Source organism: Rossellomorea aquimaris (assembly GCF_003315075.1).
In the GTDB taxonomy this organism is placed as follows: domain Bacteria; phylum Bacillota; class Bacilli; order Bacillales; family Bacillaceae_B; genus Rossellomorea; species Rossellomorea aquimaris_C.
In genome coordinates, this window is sequence record NZ_QNRJ01000007.1 from 1 (window position 1) to 16,679 (window position 16,679).

A 16,679-nucleotide genomic window follows, 5' to 3' on the forward strand; every position below is an offset into this window, starting at 1 on the left:
CCAACGTTGCATAATCAGCCAGTTCATTCGTTTTTTTAAGAAATTACCTATTTTGGGCCCGTCCATGATTTTTTAAAAGTACGCATTATGAAATTAATTCAATTAGTAATAAAATGTTTTTGTAAGAGCACGATCATCAACTGTTCTCGAGCCAGAAAAAGTGACGTTAACTCCTTTAAAATCAAGTCCAATCGATCCGAATGAGTCAATCACATGAGCATAATATGCATGAACTTGAGAGCTACCACCACTAGGTAAACTTACACCGTCTTTAGTTTCTAAGATTAAACTACCAAAGCCAGAGTTCGCAGTTGCCAAAGTTGCGTGTCCTTTTAAGTCTGCGTTCCAACCTAGTCCACCGTCCCCACTATATGGATAAATTTCAGAGGTTTCAGTATACCAGTCATTACATGTTTGCAAAGAGCCGCCATAACAATAGTCTATTTTATTGAATGAACTATTGTCTTGATATCTGAATTTAGAATCATCCCATTTTACACCAAATGGATCTTGTAGTTTCCACACAGGTTCCTGTAACCAAGTATAGCCAACTACTACCATGTACATATCTCTTCCATCAGATGTATAACCATTACTAAATACATCTACTCTAAATTCCATATCATCCGCAGGAATTAAACCCATAGTTGAAATACCCCCATCCTGTTGGGACTCTCCACTAGTAGATAAAATTCCTTTTTCGCCACCAAGATATTTTTTAGGATTAGAATTAACAATATGTTCCTTTTTTGAAAAAGACATATCGTTTATCAATTCTTCAGGAACGCCTAACTCCTCTAATTTTAAATCGTATGTACCCTCAATGGTCGGCGCAGCTGACGCCTCTTTATCTGTAAGCATAACCATTGATACTGAGAGTAATAAAGCTGCAATTACAAACTTTACGTTTCTCAAATTAACCACCCTTTCCAATATTTATTAAAAACAACAAAAAGTAGATTATCATATTAATAATGGAAATTTGACATTTTCTCTATTTTTGATTATTTAATCACCGTTAATCCCCAAATTTAGTATGGATAAAGGTGAATATTTTACTGGTGTTTTTTAACTATCTTTACACAATTTAAGAAACGAGATAATATTCTAATATATTTAAATAGGAGCTGATTTTTTTTGCGAATCTTAATTCCCTTACTTGGGTTCATTTTATCAGGTGTTTTATCAGTATTTACTTATCCTCATTCAATTTCTGCATTATTAGGAGCAATCTTGTTTTTCATTATACTCAACTCCTTTTATACCACCGATAAAACCTCAAAAGATGTATTTCTAAAAAAAGACAATAACTCAAATCGCTGAACATAAGCGTAAACACATGAATTAATACGAAATTAAATTACCTTGAAGTATTTTATTGTTATTGTTTTTAAAGATTAGAAAAGAGGAGCATTGAAATAATGCTCCTCTCAGACTGTAGACAAATCCCACCTTCACTTTAACCGAAGGTGGGGTTTTCTGATATTTTAAAAGATTTTTCTCCTGTTTCTAGGCTGGACATGGCCCTCGCCATGTCCAGTTTGCCAACTTCTTAAGATTCATGGCAGCGAATGTAAGCATCGCCTGCATTGAAACTTTTTTAAGACCTCTTAAGGTCGTCCAACGCATGCCATGCTTTTCTTTTGCGTCCGCAAAGACCCGTTCGATCGTTTCTTTGCGTTTCGCATATAGAGTTTTATTAAGTTCTGTATGTCTCAAATGATCTACTTCATCTATGTAATCCTGCCACACATGTCGATGAATCATCTTGGTGTGATTCTTACTTTGTGTACAACGTTCTAACAGAGGACAGTCTTTACATTCCAAAGGATTTGAAGCGTATTGTTTGTACCCGTCTCTTGTGGTAGTACGGTAAGGTAAAATTTGTCCTTCGGGACAAAGATAGGAGTCAAAATATTCATCGTAAACGTATTCGTATTTCCTAAGATATCCGTCTTTCGTTCTCGGCCGTGTATAAGGCATAACGGGTCTGATTTCTTGGTCCATGAGGAATTTAGCGATGTGGGGTGTTTTATATCCTGCATCAACAGCGACAGAACTGGGTTAAATGGGGACGGATCCCATTCGACTTTTCTTCATTAATCTGGAAAATCCCACTTTCAACCTAATGACCTTATCAATTTTCCGGTCAGACCCCCAGCTCATTAATGCTTTACCGTACCGAGTGTCTGGCCCCAAGACCCTAAAGGGTATCCCTTTGTGGCGATCCATTATAAAGAACAAGCCAACATGGGGAAAATATTAAAAGACAAATTACTAATTACTATTTCCTAATAGACTCCTCCCCGTTACACATGCGTAACGGAGAGGAGTCTATTTATTCCTATTAATTAATTTAGAATAATATCATTATTATCTGATTGTTAAAGCGGTTAGTTGGAAGAAGACTCTATCCTCTTCGCAATCAATACTAATTGCCATTTTGCGACAGGGGATGGACCTTAAACTTATAAATTAGGCAAGTTTATATAAAACCCGTACATTAATAAACGAATGATATTTAACCCAAATGATCTGATCTTAAATTAGGTTAACAAGTTTGCTATAGTTTCCATTTATATTGTGGAAAAGAAATTAAAATTCCGTTAATTCATATAACGTTAATTACAGCAATAAGCCATCTACATATATCACACTCAAAATTGACACCCTATTTTCTCTTATTCTTTATTCAACAGGTCTTTATTTAAAAAGGGGATTTATTATCTCTAGATGATTGTCAACCAAACCATTATTTCGACAATCACGGGAATCTCATCTATTAGCTCGTTTAATTGAAGATCGCGCTGGATATCAATTAGCTGATCTTCCGTTATTGCTCCCGTCAATGGGATAAAATTCACTCAATATACTCAATTATCTTTGCTGGAACTTTTTCAAATATATAAAGTTCAGGGTTATTAAAAGGTTTATTTTTCAAAAACTCATCAACAGTTCTCATACTTCCCCAAAATTGTTTGATGAGATCCTCTTTTGAAGGTAATCCCTGAACAAAGCGTCCCTTGCCACCATCATATCTATCTTCGACATAAGCGAATAAATCACTTGCTATATCCAGGTTAAAGACCAAAATCTTATCACTAAAGATATGAAATCGATAGTATGGCTTTTCATACGCTTCCAATTCTGCTTTAAAAGCAACCTTTAAATCAATCCATTTTGGTAAATTTGCTGGTCTGAATCGTTCTGTTAGTTCCGGAAAAAAATCACCGCTATTTGAATACCATTTGGTTGCTGTCTTATGATCTAACCCTTCATTTAAAACCCTTTGAGGACTTATATTTTCTCCATCATTATTATGAACGACCATATGATATAGATACAATTGAGTGCCTCCTTAACCGAAAAATCTGCTCATATAATTTTCAATCCAATACCGGAATAATAAACAGTTATCCATAAACCTCAATGGCGATAACTCGATTATCATTTTCATTTACCATCAGAATTATTTGCTTTGCAAAGGTACTAAGCGATTGTAAAGTCACTGACTCTCTCAAGGAATCTTCTAGGAACCAGCCTGAAGGCATAAGGAAGAGTGATCCATTACTTTCAAAGAATGAAGACCTAAGGAATTCACTAATTTCATCCGTTCCATCAAGTGCTTTTTGATTAATCTTTTCTTTATTCACTATATAATACTTTAACTTTCTAGGGTATGGTGAAATATCATATTCCATACTTCTATATAAATCGGGTACAATGGGGTGAATATTAGATGAAACTGAATTGGTTAACAATTTTCGAGATTCTTCTTTCAAAAATCTCACATTAATCTCAATCAATTTCCCATCAATGAAGACCTGCCTAACTTCAGAGTAATGAGGCACTATCTCATTATGAATTATGTTTAAAGCTTTACTATTTGGAGTAGGAAATGATGATAAGAAATCTTGATTGAAAATAACGTTTACTGAAGCAAATAGTTGAAATATTGGGCTCATTTTATCTAAAGACGTATTCGATTGAAAACTTTGTATTCGTAACTCCCCGGATTCTTCCTTATAAGGATGGATGGGCTCTTCTATTTCTCTAATCCATTCATACACAGCAATTCACCTCATTGGTCCATTTCTCTCAATACCAATTATTTCAAATCACTATAATTTTCACAAGACCTTGTTCTATTAAATGGCCCTTTAATGGAAGAATGCCATATAAGATTATGCAAGGTAATAAAATGCCCGTTACTAATAAAAGAGCTCGCTACTTCTATCACTAAACGAAAATCCGAACTAATTTTACTCCCTTAGGATAAATTAGTTCGGATTTCAATTAGAAAACTATCGAATGCTCTTTTAATGGTGTGGAACCATTACTCACTCATATCTTCTTCCATATCCTTCTCGTTCAGATGATCCTCGACTTCCTGCATGGTTTTGAAGCTTGAAACGTCTGTGACTTCAAGTCCATCGGTTTCAACTGCGACAAATCCGTCTGACGATTGAAGGATTTGTGCTTTAATTTCTTCATTCCCGGTTAAGTTGTATTTCTTCACAAGGGTCGTTTCTCCTTTTTCCTCCATCGCTGTTAGTTCAGCAGAATAGGAATCGAGATCCATTCCCTTTTGGATTCGTTCCTGCAGCTTTTCACTGTCGAGGAGTTCGGCTGCCGGCTCGTCCATTTCCTTCGAATCCTGTTGGTCACTCATTTCTGCCGTATCGCCTGTTGTATTTTCTTCGGGTTCGGCGTCTTCAGAACCGCATGCTCCCAGTATCGAGAGTGCGAAAAAAAGGTTTCCTGCTATCAGTAGTTTTTTCATGTCGTTCTCCTTTCGTTGGTTACTACGATACAATCACTCATTTATTCATTATCCTTTTCGTGTTTCTGTTAAACATTGGAACGCTCTCATACAAAAAAAGACAGCCCTGATTTGGCTGTCTCCTCGTTTTTATTTACTTGAACCGAACTCTTTCCATATTTCTTCTAAAAGCCCCTTATCCGTCAGCAGTTCATACCCCGTCAGCGCAAGTGCCTTTACCCCGATCACAAGGGCACGGTCACCCTCCGTGGATTTAGCCGCTTCCTTGAATTCATTCGTGTGGACGACGAGGGATTCGGGGCCGATTTTTATATAGGGATGGATGGTCGGGACCACCCGGCTGACGTTTCCCGCGTCGGAGGATCCGAGTCCCTTTCGTTCCGTATCGTCGAAATATTCCCCCAGTGACTCGATGGAGCGCTGGAATACTTGATCGAAACGGCGGTTGAGCTGAAAGTGATCGACTTCATTTTGGATTTTGATGATATTCAGTTTCGTCCCGGTCGCAATTGCCACCCCTTCAGCGATCGCTTTCACTTTGTTCGTGACTTCATTGCACGCTTCCCTCGTAGCAGCCCGTATATAGAAGCGGGCTTTTGCATAGTCAGGGACGATGTTTGGCGCGTCCCCGCCGTGGGTAATGATGCCGTGGATCCGTACGTCATCGGTCACGTGCTGGCGAAGGGCGTTAATGCCGTTGAACAGCTGGATCACACCGTCGAGGGCATTGATTCCATCTTCAGGGGAAGCTGCCGCATGGGCAGACCTTCCTTTAAATTCGAAATCAAGAGGGTCCACCGCAAGGGTTTTCCCTGTCTGCGTTGTACGGTTGAACGGATGGACCATCATGCAGGCATCCACTCCTTCGAACAAGCCTGCCTTTACGAAACTGCCCTTCGCACTTCCGTTCGGACCGCCTTCCTCGGCAGGAGTCCCGAACACGACCACTTCCCCTCCTGTTTCATCGAGTACGGACGACAGGGCGATGGCTGCCCCGCAGCTTGCCGTCCCGATGATATTGTGACCGCAGGCGTGACCGAGTCCAGGCAGGGCGTCATATTCAGCCAGGTAGCCGATGACCGGCCCTTCTTTCCCGGAATGTTTGCGTGCGACAAAGGAAGTCTCATGGCCCGCCACTCCCCTTTCAATGGAGAACCCATTAGCTGCAAGGAGGGTGGTCAAGGTCTCTGAAGCAAAGAACTCTTCGTTTCCGATTTCAGGTTTGTCGTGGATCTGATGGCTGGTCGATACGAGTTTCACAGCCAATTGATCCACTGCTGAGAGGATGTTGTTTTTACGATCGGCAATCGCTGCTGGTTGACTCATCTCTTTTCCCTCCTAATGCAATTCACTGACCGGCACGAATGTCGGGATCAGGGAATCTTTGTATGTTTTCTTGATATGTTCCGCTACGTCATCTTCCTGATAGAGCTCAACGATCTTTTTATAGGTCTTATTGTCTTTCTCTTTTTCCTGGGCTGCGATGATATTGATGAACGGCTTGGATTCCGCCCCTTCGATATAGATACTGTCATCAACCGGAATGAACCCTGCTTCAACCGCCACACCATTATTGATGATCGATGCTGCAACATCCGGCAGTACCCTCGGTGTCTGGGCAGCGACGACCGGTGTGAATTCAAGGTTTTTCGGGTTTTCTTTTATGGCTTCTAGACCTTGTGACTGATCAAATCCTTCTTTTAGTTGTATCAAGCCTGCTTCCTCGAGTAGGAGAAGGGCACGGCCAAGGTTCGTCGCCTCTTGAGGAACGGCTACTTTACTGCCTTTCGGTAAATCTTCTACCGATTGATATTTTTCCGAATAGATTCCCATCGGCGCGATGATCGTCGAGCCGATCGGTACAAGATCCAGATTATGTTCTTCCACGAAAGAATCAAAATACGAAATCGTCTGGAAGGCGTTCAGGTCGATATCCCCATCGGCCAGTGCCTGGTTCGGTCTCACGTAATCGGCAAACTCCACAATCTCGATTTCAATCCCTTCCTTCGCTGCTTTCTCCTTCATATACTCCCAAATCGGCACACCGGATCCATTCACTCCGACTTTCACGACTTCTTTTTCACCTGAGCCGGATGCACTGTCTCCTGAGCAACCGCTCAGTATAAGGGTGAATAATAGAATGGCGATACTTGCCAAGCTGATTGATTTTTTCATTTTCCTCTCTCCTAACGTCTTCTGATGATTTTTGATAATCTATTACCAGCTGTCTGCAGTCCCTGAACCATCACGATTAAAATGATGACGGTCACGATCATGACGGATGTTTCAAATCGCTGATATCCGTAAGCGATGGCCAGATCTCCGAGGCCACCGCCTCCGACTGCCCCGGCCATGGCCGATGCACCTACAAGGCCGATGGTCGCAATTGTGATATTCAGGACCAGCGTACTCAATGCTTCCGGAATGAGGATCCCGAAGATGATCTGCCACGGCCCGGCCCCCATTGACTCCGCCGCTTCAATGACACCCGGTTCCACTTCAAGGAGGGCACTCTCTATCAGTCTTGCAATATACGGTGCCGCAAATACGACAAGCGGCACGACCGCTGCCGCCGTTCCGATCGATGTACCCACTACCAATCTTGTAAAAGGGATGATGGCCACCATCAAGATGATGAACGGGACCGAGCGGAACACGTTGATGATGCTGCTCAATATGGAAAAGACGACTTTATTTTCAAGTAAGTGCCCCTTCCGCGTGACCACGACGATGATGCCGAGGGGAAGCCCGATCAACGTGGCAAACAGGAGGGAGAATGACACCATCGCCACGGTATCCCATGTCGCTTCTATAATTCTTGGCCAGAATAATTCCCAGTTAACTTGCACGCTTCTCCACCTCGCTTACGAATAATCTGTTCTTCCAATAATCCAGGATCTCTTCCGTTTCTTTCTTGCTGCCGATGATCTGTACGATGAGATTCCCGAACGGCTTGCCCTGGAGTTCCGTGATCTGGCCGAATAACACATTGATGTGGGCATCGAATTTCTTTGCCGTTTCGGAAAGGATCGGCGTGCCCGTCGAATCCCCCTTGAAAATGAGGCGGCAGATGCGCCCTTCTTTGCTGTCATTCAATTTGTCAAGAACCGATGCCGGCAGCTGATCATTCATGACACTCTTCACAAAGTTTTTCGTCGTCGGGGTCTGCGGGTTGGAGAAGATATCGAAGACGCTTCCCTCTTCAACGATTTCTCCATTTTCCATGACAGCGACCTTATCACAGATTTCCCGGATGACCCCCATTTCGTGGGTGATCATCACAATCGTAATGCCATACTCCGCGTTGATTCTCTTTAATAAGTTCAGAATCGATTCCGTCGTCTGAGGATCAAGTGCAGATGTTGCTTCATCGCAGAGTAGAATCGAAGGCGACGTCGCCAGGGCTCTTGCTATCCCCACCCTTTGCTTCTGCCCTCCTGACAGTTGATCCGGGTAATGCTTCGCTTTATCTTCAAGTCCGACAAACGCGAGCAATTCCTGTACTCTTTCGTTGATTTTATCTTTCGGCCATTTTGCCAGTTTCAGAGGATAGGCGATATTGCCTGCCACCGTCCGGGATTGAAACAGATTGAAGTGCTGAAAAATCATCCCGATGCGGTGCCGCTCTTTCCTCAGATCGATTGCTGACTGATCCTTCAAACTGCGCCCCTCTATGAAAATATCACCCGATGATGGTTTCTCTAAAAAATTGAGACAGCGGACAAGCGTGCTCTTTCCCGCTCCGCTGAATCCGATCACGCCATAAATCTCTCCCTTCTTTACTTCGAAGGAAACATTCTTCAAAGCGGTGAATGGGCCATCCTTCGTCTCGAATACTTTCGTAACATTCTGAACTCTAATCATACAGGACTTGCTCCTTTCGCTATGTATTCTTCTTGTTGACGATCATGGCTCAAATAAAAAAGTGCCTCCCTTCATAAGAAGAGAGGCACAAAAATATGTATATGTCCCGCTCTTCTCATCTTTCAAGTCACATGACTTGATGGAATTGGCACGGTATTCATAAGAACCCGTTGCCGAGGTATCGCAGGGCCAGTCCCTCCACCTCTCTGGATAAGAAGATATCGCTTTATTAAGTTAAAGTTATAATGCGTTTTAGCATTAGGGTAATGGTAAAGGATTTCTGTTGGGTTGTCAATCCTGATTTTAGATAATTTTCAATATATATCAAACTGGATAATTCACCCAATATTAAACTGAAAAGCATGCAAACCGGGGACGTTTTCTACTCTACTTTTTGACTTTAACAGAGATTGAGATTAGTCGAAAGGAGAAGGTATAAACGGAATCGTTCCCACTCTACGCAATTATTTGTTACCTAAAGTGAGGGACGGACCTCTACTTTTTCAAACAGAAGGTCCGTCCCTGATGAGAGCTGGGGCAGGTCCCAGTCTATTAGGCTGAAAGAACATAAGCGGAGATTTTCCGGTTATATTCAGGATGGAACTAGTTTTGAAGAGAAATAGGCGGAGGATTTCCGATTATGCAGAGAAAAATCGCCCATTATCGTATCTCTGGAGGCAATAGGCGGAATCTTTCCCCTTATTTCAGCCTTTTTTAATGGTAGTGACCATTTAAGCGGAATCTTTCCGTCTATTGATTAGCTCTGATACTTAACCTGCCCTTCCCAATTTAAGCGCGTTTCCTCTTAAACAAAGACTGTCAGAAGCGTCAAATCCCCTTCAAAGCATCCTTATACCGCTGATAATAAGCTTCCACATTATTCAACAACAACAACTCCGTATACAAATACACCTTCATATTAAAATCATTAAAATCAATCGCAGTCAGTTCCTGAATCTTCTTGATTCGATAATTCAACGTATTCGGATGGATGAACAGTTCGTTCGCCGTCTGTTTACCCTTCCCATCATTCGCCAAGTACACTTCAAGTGTCTTAAGGAGATCTGTTTGTTTCTTCACATCATTCTTAATCAATACCAGCAGATCATCACTGTAATAATCCTTTGAAGTGTTTTTCTCATAGAGCGTAGGCAAGTACCGGTAAATGCCCAGATGAGCAAATTCCCGGGGCATCGATTCAGGACGCGGGCTGATGAAGTTAGCCGTTTCAATGACCTCTGACGCTTCCAAGAAGCTCTTTCTCATTTGGTATAACGTCGTGTATTCCTTCCCGATCCCGATGAGGAAGTTGTAGAATTCTTCTTCGCCTGTTTGTTCTTTTACCTTTTCTACGAGGTCTCTCGCTAGTTCGAGGGAAGAAGACGGTGTGTCTGCTTTACCGTAGAGAACGAGGATCACCTGGTATTCCGTCCGTAGTGAATAAACCTTTGTGTTGAAGCTGGATTCCTGGACGAGCTTCTCCAATTGGTCGAGCATAGGCTTATAGTCCGACGAAGCGATTGAGTACACCGCCACCGTGAATCGTTCCGGCAGGGTCAGCTTGACGAGGGATGCATCATGGCGGAGCTGGCTTTCACTTCCGTACTCATGCTGCAGGAGATGCCACAGTACTTCTTCTTTTCTGTCCTTTTTGATATTGACCTTTGCGTACATATCATTGATCAGGTTTCCAAGGTGTGAGGAGATTTCTTCAAGAAAAGCGAGCTCTTCATTTTCGAGAAGACGGTTGGATTCCTGAACCCAGATGTATCCCATCGTGTTTCCAAGATATTTTGCGGAAATGACGACGCGCTGGTGAAATCCTAACTCTTCCATCGCCTGCACCCGGATCGGATCGGAATGTTTTTCTAGCTGGTGTACGATTCCTTCTTTCTTCAATCGATCGATGATGAAGACCGGACATTTTTTCGTGAGGATCGTCTTGAGCTGTGTTTGATCGAATTTATTAGAAGAGGAACTGTATGAAATCAGTTCGAAATTTTTATTTTCAATGATGACGGGATTGCCTAATTTTGAGCTGATCAATTCCGTCGCTTTATGAATGTCTTCTGTTTGGAGGATGATATCAATGGCTTCCATAGGAATCTTACCTTTCCACGAATATTTGTGATTCCTATTATAGCGTTAAATCCCCCAATAAAAAATGAAAAGCTCCCCCGTGTCGGGAGAGCTTGTCGTGTTCGATTTATTCCTCGTCCATAAATGGATAGGAAATGTCTGTCGTTGGCGCAAAGTTTTCTTTGATGATACGAGGACTGGTCCAGCGAATCATGTTGAAAATAGAGCCGGCTTTATCGTTTGTACCTGATCCGCGTGAACCGCCGAATGGTTGTTGGTTGATCACGGCACCGGTTGGTTTATCGTTGATGTAGAAGTTACCCGCTGCACCGGATAGACGTCGTTCCAAGTGCATGATCGCTTCACGGTCCTGTGCAAAGATCGCACCCGTTAAGGCATACATGGAAGCTGTATCCACTGAAGTCAGTGTTTCTTCTAATTGTTCATTTTCATATACATAAATCGTTAAGACCGGTCCGAAAATTTCTTCGGTCATCGTTTTGAAGTTTGGATTTGTTGTCACGATGACGGTCGGTTGAACGAAGTATCCAACAGAATCATCATACGTACCGCCGGCAATGATTTCAGCTTCTTCAGAATCAGCCGCATAGTCGATGTAGCTTGTGATGGATTCAAAGGCAGCTTTGTCGATGACCGCACCCATGAAGTTCCTGAAGTCTCTGACATCCCCTACTTTAAGCTTCGCCGTTTCTTCCACAACACCATTTTTCACTTCTTCCCACATGCTTGCTGGGATGTAGGCACGGGAAGCTGCTGAACATTTTTGACCTTGGTATTCGAATGCACCACGAACTAGTGCAGCGACTACTTTGTCTGCTTGTGCTGTTTCATGAGCGAAGACAAAGTCCTTACCGCCTGTTTCCCCAACTAAACGAGGATACGATTTGTAGTTTGTGATGTTTTCCCCTACTGTCTTCCAGATCGTCTGGAACACGCTTGTAGATCCAGTGAAGTGGAATCCTGACATGCGTGGATCTGTTAATACCACTTCTGATACTTGTGAACCGCGTGAAGGAACAAAGTTGATAACGCCTTTAGGCAGTCCAGCTTCTTCCAGGATACGCATGAAATAATAGTTTGATAGGATAGCCGTTGTTGCCGGTTTCCACACCACTACGTTCCCCATGATCGCAGGAGCTGATGGCAGGTTACCACCGATTGCTGTGAAGTTGAATGGTGAGATCGCTAGTACGAAACCGTCTAATGCACGGTATTCTAAACGATTCCAGATGTTTTTCATGCTGTCCGGCTGCATTTGATAGATTTGGTTTGCATAATCAACGCCAAAGCGTAAGAAATCAGCTAATTCTTGTGCTGCATCGATTTCCGTTTGGTATGCTGTTTTAGATTGGCCCAACATTGTAGCCGCATTGATGACGTCACGGTATGGACCTGAGATTAAGTCAGCCGCTTTCAGGAAGATGGATGCTCTGTGCTGCCATGGCATATTGGACCAAGAATCCTTCGCAGCCATTGCCGCTTCTACTGCATCGCGAAGTTCTTTTTCTCCTGCTTGTGAATAGGTAGCCAACACATGTTTGTGATCGTGTGGCATCACCACTTGCTTCACTGTATCTGTCTTGATTTCCTCACCATTGATGATGACCGGGATCTCAACCTCTAGACCAGCTTGGCGCTCTAATTCAGCTTTTAGCGTTTCTCTTTCTTTCGTACCTGGGGCATATGTATTACCAGGCTCATTAGTAGGTGTTGGGATGTTGTAAATTCCGTTACTCATTCTCTTCACATTCCTTTCTGATTACATACTGTCTGGATGTTTTTATAAAAAGTTTACTTGCTGAAAATTCCCTTCAATGCAAATGCGATGTTCGCCGGCCGTTCCGCCAGACGTCGCATGAAATACCCGAACCAGTCCTCGCCATAAGGCAGATAAATACGGACGGTATATCCTTTTTTCAATAAGTCGGACTGCAGCTGGTTCCGCATGCCGTAAAGCATTTGAAACTCGAATCTGTCATTCGGGATATTGTGTTCATTCACTAATCCGATCGTGTAATCGATGATTGCATCATCATGGCTTGCGACCGCGGTATAATGGCCGTTCAAGAGCTGCTTCTTGATAAGATGCTTGAGATTCTCATCCACCTTTTTCTTCTCCTGGAACGCCACTTTACCCGATTCATTATATGCACCCTTCACAAGCCTCAAATAAGGGGAGAACTGATTGAGATCATCCACATCCTTGTCTGATACATAAAGATAGGATTGGATCACCGTCCCCACATTGTCGTACTTTTCACGGAGCTTCTTGTAAACGTCAAGGATGGCATGACACCTCGAGGAATCCTCCATATCGAGAGTGACCGTGATTCCGCTTTCATTTGCCTTCGAGAGAATCAACTCCATGCTTTCCATGACAAGATCTTGACTGATATCCAATCCCAGGGAAGTCAGTTTAACAGAGATTTCAGTGTCCAGCCCATGATACGCGATGGCACTGATACTCTGAATACATCCTTGGACATTCTCCCGCACCACATCTGTGGAATCGACGAACTCACCAAGATGATCAACCGTTACCTGGAATCCCTCCTCGTTCAATTGAGTAATCAATGGAATCGCTTGTGCAAAGGTTTCTCCCCCTACAAGCTTGTTAGCGCCAAATATAGATCCCCACCGTTTAGCCATTCGATCCAACGCCTTATTGTGGGAAAGATACAGGAAAAATCGCTTACTTATCGCTTCCAAGATTACAACACCTCCTTATACTTCTTATAGTGACTCTTACCTCAAGCACGGGGTGATTAAACGAAGAAATGTAAATCTTAAGAAAATTATAACGGGAATAGTGGCTTTGAAACAACGTGCTCGGGACACAAATATTTGTGGGTTGAGTTATGGTGGAAGCACAAAAGGGGGTGTGAATAGGTAATAACATGAAGAGGCTGGGACAAAACTAAAAAAACATAAAATAAAGACAAACATATTTGCCTACTAGAAAGCAGATTTGTTCGGGTGAAGAAGAAAAAGAAAGGAAAAGATTGAAGAAGAAAGCTCGTAAACTAGAAGATTCCTTCGATTCGGATGAAACGTTGGCCTTCATTGCAGGCTATACAGATGGTGGCTTTCCTTTTGGAATTACCCATGAAGAGATGGAAGACATTGAGAAAGAGGGAAAAATGGAGACAAAATAGGGAGAGTACGTTCGAAAATCCGGGTAAGACCCCCAATAAGTACCGTCCCCATCAATTAGAAAATTGAGCTTTCGTTCCAACCTTCATTTATCATCTTTTTCCTCGTTTTTCTTCTGCAGCTTTGGCAAGCTCACGGACTTAATCTCCCGTTCTTCAAAAAAGTTTCCGATCCTCGACATGATGAAAGTGACGAAGGTGGCGAAGATGACAATGGAATAAAACCCTGCTCCAATGCCGATTCCAATACCCCCTACGTAGAAGATCATTGCAGCGGAAGTGAGCCCTTTCACCCGCAGTCCATCTTTCAGGATCACTCCTGCACCTAAGAACCCCAGCCCTGATACAATCTGGGCAGCGAGACGAAGAGGATCCATCATTTTTCCGCTATCCGGTTCACTTAGCATATCGGCGCCTTCGATGGAGACGATCGTGATCAACGTACATGCCACCGATACGTATGTATATGTTTTTAAACCGGCTGGCTTATTCTTTGCTGACCGGTCCCATCCGATGATGAATCCTAATATCGCACTCACCACTATTCGGAAATAGATGTCATGTTGCCAGAAGAAGTCTGTAAATTCATTTATGTAGTGCGTCATGTTGGCATCCCCCTTAAACAAAAAGAAACCCCTGCTAAAACGAATCTGCCTATTATGAAAAAATCATACCGTTCGTTTTGTGGGTGTCCCTTTTATACTTTCCATTATAATTCGTTCGTTAAAATTTCTTTTTATGGTACACTAATTATTTTATGATCGCAATGGGGTATTTAGTGGGGATGATGTTCGTGGAACCTTTCACTCCCGTCTTGCCTCAAACCCAAATATATTTAAAGTAGAAACAGCCGTAGTAAATTGGCCGAGCTTATTAGCGGAGATTTTCCGGTTATAAGCAGCTCGGAACTTGTTTTTGGGATAAATAGGCGGAGGATTTCCGCTTATGCACAGAAAAATCCAACTATTTTTGTATTTTTAGGTGAATAGGCGGAATTATTCCGTCTATTTCGGCCGTTTTTAATAGTAATAACTAATTAAGCGGAATTATTCCGTCTATTTTTCTCTGGTGCTTAGCCTGATCTCTAAATCGACAATTGATATATCAAAGTTAATAGAAACCTTAATATATAAAGAACATATGCCCATCACACGTCAATAATTTGAAACAACTATTGATTTGTTATCTCCACAAACGACTTCCCATTCCCCAATAAAAATTCAATCGTATACTCATCATCACGAATTTGCTCTTTCGTTTCAGGTAATGCCAAATAGTCTTGTATTGCTTTTTTGATTTCTTCAATCTGCTCCTGGGGAAGTGGTTTATCCAGATCTGTTTTGATCCACACATAAGAGTGTCCATCCTTCACTTGATACGAAAGTCCGGCCAATTGATACGTCGATTTCCCTGCCATGCCATCATAGATATCAGAAGAGATCATGGACCAACGATTATCCTGCTGACGATGCTTTAAGTTGAAAGAATCCACCTGGACATCTTTCACATCTAGGTTCTGTCGTTCTATTTCTTTTTCAATGTCTGCAATGATTTCCTTTGATTCATCAATATGGTCCGGCATATCGATGGTGACGATTGTTGAATCGCCGGTCCCCTTCAACCCTGCTAACTCATATTCAGCTTCTTCGGCATATCCATAGAAGGCGAATACTCCCTTCACAACCTCTCGTACTTGATCATATTTCTTGTTTAAGTCATCGCTTCCCTCATGACTCGGGACTTCAGGAGCCTTGATAATCTTTAATTCGTAATCGTCATACCCATTTTCATATAAATAATTGGTGATCTTGGATTCAAGATCTTCCTTGGCTTGCTTTAATGTGGAATCCCCCAAATGAAGTGACACTTGAATTGTGAAGGGAGACGGTGTTGTCCCTACTGAACTAACTCTGTATCCTTCCTTTTTGACTAGTTTAAAAAGGTCAGAAGTCAAATTAGGGTTGGGTTCTCCGTCTGAAATTTGTGGAGTGATTGTGATTGGTAATACTTTCGCCACAATACTCGCCATCGTGGTTGAATAGAACGGAGATATGACAAGAAAGAGTATACATGCTATGGCAATCCAGACATATTTTTTGAAATAGATTTTCTTCTTTTCATTTGTGCTCTTCATAATTTTACTTCGAAGCTGCTCTGTTGATCCGTCTGTTACCTTTAGCTGTTCTTCCAATTCTTTAAATGGATCTGTTGATTTCATTGATTACGCCTCCCCTCGTCAAAACCTTTTCCAGTTCAACCAACGCCCTTCTTAACGTCATTTTCACTTTACTTTCTGACCAGTTCAACACATGGGCTGTTTCGGTTGTTGAGAATTCTTTCAATTTCCTTAGGATGATGACATGTTTGTATGTTGGCTTTAATTGTTGGATCGCTTTGTATAACTCTTCCGATTCCTCATTCATCTCGACGATTTGTTCAGGTAACGGCATGCCGTCTTCCTCCTCCATCGTCAAACCAAGATAGTGTTTCAGCGGATGCTTCTTTCTGAAGTGGTCGATCGTCACATTATGAGCAATGGAAAATAGCCATGTTTTCACAGAGGATCTCTCTTTAAATTGTTGTTTACTTCTGTAGGCTTTTAGAAAGGTCTCCTGTGTTAATCCCGTACCATTAATAGTATGTATGTGAGGATTGATTCTCCGTATTGTGTAAACCATTTATTTAATTCTTGTTGGTCCAAAACTGTTCCCCCTTTCCATATACACTTAGACGTAAATGGAAGGAAATCGGTCACGTATAAAGTGAATTTTTCAAAATAA

The 16,679-nt window shown here is 42.2% G+C and carries 16 protein-coding genes, 1 pseudogene and 1 riboswitch; of the genes and pseudogenes, 1 reads left to right on the forward strand and 16 read right to left on the reverse strand.

Going from position 1 to position 16,679, the window contains the following annotated elements:
• Nucleotides 1-102 precede the first annotated feature (102 nt).
• From DET59_RS10900 to DET59_RS10960, 13 genes and pseudogenes are all read right to left on the reverse strand, one after another.
• The gene (locus DET59_RS10900; protein WP_113969715.1) at nt 103-915 is read right to left on the reverse strand and encodes a hypothetical protein; all 813 of its coding nucleotides are present in this window, start codon (nt 913-915) and stop codon (nt 103-105) included.
• Between the two features lie 594 nt (nt 916-1,509).
• Nucleotides 1,510-2,064, reverse strand: a pseudogene (locus tag DET59_RS10910) (transposase); the annotation flags it as partial.
• Nucleotides 2,065-2,729: 665 nt separating this feature from the next.
• On the reverse strand, nt 2,730-2,864 hold the full coding sequence (locus tag DET59_RS22075) for a hypothetical protein (RefSeq protein ID WP_258549646.1): 135 nt from the start codon (nt 2,862-2,864) through the stop codon (nt 2,730-2,732).
• Complete coding sequence (locus tag DET59_RS10915; protein ID WP_113969717.1) at nt 2,861-3,346, reverse strand: hypothetical protein; 486 nt, start codon at nt 3,344-3,346, stop codon at nt 2,861-2,863. The genes DET59_RS22075 and DET59_RS10915 overlap by 4 nt, the downstream gene beginning before the upstream one ends.
• A 67-nt stretch (nt 3,347-3,413) precedes the next feature.
• Complete coding sequence (locus DET59_RS10920) at nt 3,414-4,070, reverse strand: hypothetical protein (RefSeq protein ID WP_113969718.1); 657 nt, start codon at nt 4,068-4,070, stop codon at nt 3,414-3,416.
• A 266-nt stretch (nt 4,071-4,336) separates the two neighbouring features.
• Complete coding sequence (locus tag DET59_RS10925; protein WP_113969719.1) at nt 4,337-4,783, reverse strand: hypothetical protein; 447 nt, start codon at nt 4,781-4,783, stop codon at nt 4,337-4,339.
• A gap of 129 nt (nt 4,784-4,912) precedes the next feature.
• On the reverse strand, nt 4,913-6,109 hold the full coding sequence (locus tag DET59_RS10930) for a M20 family metallopeptidase (protein WP_113969720.1): 1,197 nt from the start codon (nt 6,107-6,109) through the stop codon (nt 4,913-4,915).
• Nucleotides 6,110-6,121: 12 nt separating this feature from the next.
• The gene (locus DET59_RS10935) at nt 6,122-6,958 is read right to left on the reverse strand and encodes a MetQ/NlpA family ABC transporter substrate-binding protein (protein ID WP_113969721.1); all 837 of its coding nucleotides are present in this window, start codon (nt 6,956-6,958) and stop codon (nt 6,122-6,124) included.
• Between the two features lie 11 nt (nt 6,959-6,969).
• Nucleotides 6,970-7,632: a methionine ABC transporter permease gene (locus tag DET59_RS10940; protein WP_113969722.1), complete on the reverse strand. Its 663-nt coding sequence runs from the start codon at nt 7,630-7,632 to the stop codon at nt 6,970-6,972.
• Nucleotides 7,622-8,647, reverse strand: a complete 1,026-nt coding sequence (locus DET59_RS10945) for a methionine ABC transporter ATP-binding protein (RefSeq protein WP_113969723.1) — start codon at nt 8,645-8,647, stop codon at nt 7,622-7,624. The genes DET59_RS10940 and DET59_RS10945 overlap by 11 nt, the downstream gene beginning before the upstream one ends.
• A gap of 112 nt (nt 8,648-8,759) precedes the next feature.
• Nucleotides 8,760-8,864, reverse strand: a riboswitch (SAM riboswitch).
• Between the two features lie 611 nt (nt 8,865-9,475).
• Nucleotides 9,476-10,747, reverse strand: coding sequence for a PucR family transcriptional regulator (locus DET59_RS10950; RefSeq protein WP_113969724.1), 1,272 nt, complete (start codon nt 10,745-10,747; stop codon nt 9,476-9,478).
• A gap of 106 nt (nt 10,748-10,853) precedes the next feature.
• A complete protein-coding gene (gene pruA, locus DET59_RS10955) occupies nt 10,854-12,485 on the reverse strand; it encodes an L-glutamate gamma-semialdehyde dehydrogenase (RefSeq protein ID WP_113969725.1) in 1,632 nt (543 codons plus the stop codon).
• 53 nt (nt 12,486-12,538) lie between these two features.
• The gene (locus DET59_RS10960; protein ID WP_113969726.1) at nt 12,539-13,456 is read right to left on the reverse strand and encodes a proline dehydrogenase family protein; all 918 of its coding nucleotides are present in this window, start codon (nt 13,454-13,456) and stop codon (nt 12,539-12,541) included.
• 293 nt (nt 13,457-13,749) lie between these two features.
• Here DET59_RS10960 and DET59_RS10965 point away from each other — a divergent pair, with 293 nt between their 5' ends.
• Nucleotides 13,750-13,902, forward strand: a complete 153-nt coding sequence (locus DET59_RS10965; protein WP_181778126.1) for a hypothetical protein — start codon at nt 13,750-13,752, stop codon at nt 13,900-13,902.
• Between the two features lie 83 nt (nt 13,903-13,985).
• Here the strand turns inward: DET59_RS10965 and DET59_RS10970 are convergent, their stop codons facing one another.
• From DET59_RS10970 to DET59_RS10980, 3 genes are all read right to left on the reverse strand, one after another.
• Entirely contained in the window at nt 13,986-14,504 is a 519-nt protein-coding gene (locus tag DET59_RS10970; RefSeq protein ID WP_113969728.1) for an MgtC/SapB family protein, read from the reverse strand.
• A 566-nt stretch (nt 14,505-15,070) separates the two neighbouring features.
• Nucleotides 15,071-16,117, reverse strand: coding sequence for a DUF4030 domain-containing protein (locus DET59_RS10975; protein WP_113969729.1), 1,047 nt, complete (start codon nt 16,115-16,117; stop codon nt 15,071-15,073).
• Nucleotides 16,095-16,577: an RNA polymerase sigma factor gene (locus tag DET59_RS10980; RefSeq protein ID WP_258549647.1), complete on the reverse strand. Its 483-nt coding sequence runs from the start codon at nt 16,575-16,577 to the stop codon at nt 16,095-16,097. Before DET59_RS10980 ends, DET59_RS10975 begins: the two co-directional genes overlap by 23 nt.
• Between the last annotated feature and the right edge of the window lie 102 nt (nt 16,578-16,679).

Coding starts and splice junctions, on each gene's coding strand:
- DET59_RS10980 (WP_258549647.1), bottom strand. CDS start 16,577: ATGGTTTACACAATACGGAGAATCAATCCTCACATACATACTATTAAT.
- DET59_RS10930 (WP_113969720.1), bottom strand. CDS start 6,109: ATGAGTCAACCAGCAGCGATTGCCGATCGTAAAAACAACATCCTCTCA.
- DET59_RS10970 (WP_113969728.1), bottom strand. CDS start 14,504: ATGACGCACTACATAAATGAATTTACAGACTTCTTCTGGCAACATGAC.
- DET59_RS10945 (WP_113969723.1), bottom strand. CDS start 8,647: ATGATTAGAGTTCAGAATGTTACGAAAGTATTCGAGACGAAGGATGGC.
- pruA (WP_113969725.1), bottom strand. CDS start 12,485: ATGAGTAACGGAATTTACAACATCCCAACACCTACTAATGAGCCTGGT.
- DET59_RS10950 (WP_113969724.1), bottom strand. CDS start 10,747: ATGGAAGCCATTGATATCATCCTCCAAACAGAAGACATTCATAAAGCG.
- DET59_RS10935 (WP_113969721.1), bottom strand. CDS start 6,958: ATGAAAAAATCAATCAGCTTGGCAAGTATCGCCATTCTATTATTCACC.
- DET59_RS10975 (WP_113969729.1), bottom strand. CDS start 16,117: ATGAAATCAACAGATCCATTTAAAGAATTGGAAGAACAGCTAAAGGTA.
- DET59_RS10925 (WP_113969719.1), bottom strand. CDS start 4,783: ATGAAAAAACTACTGATAGCAGGAAACCTTTTTTTCGCACTCTCGATA.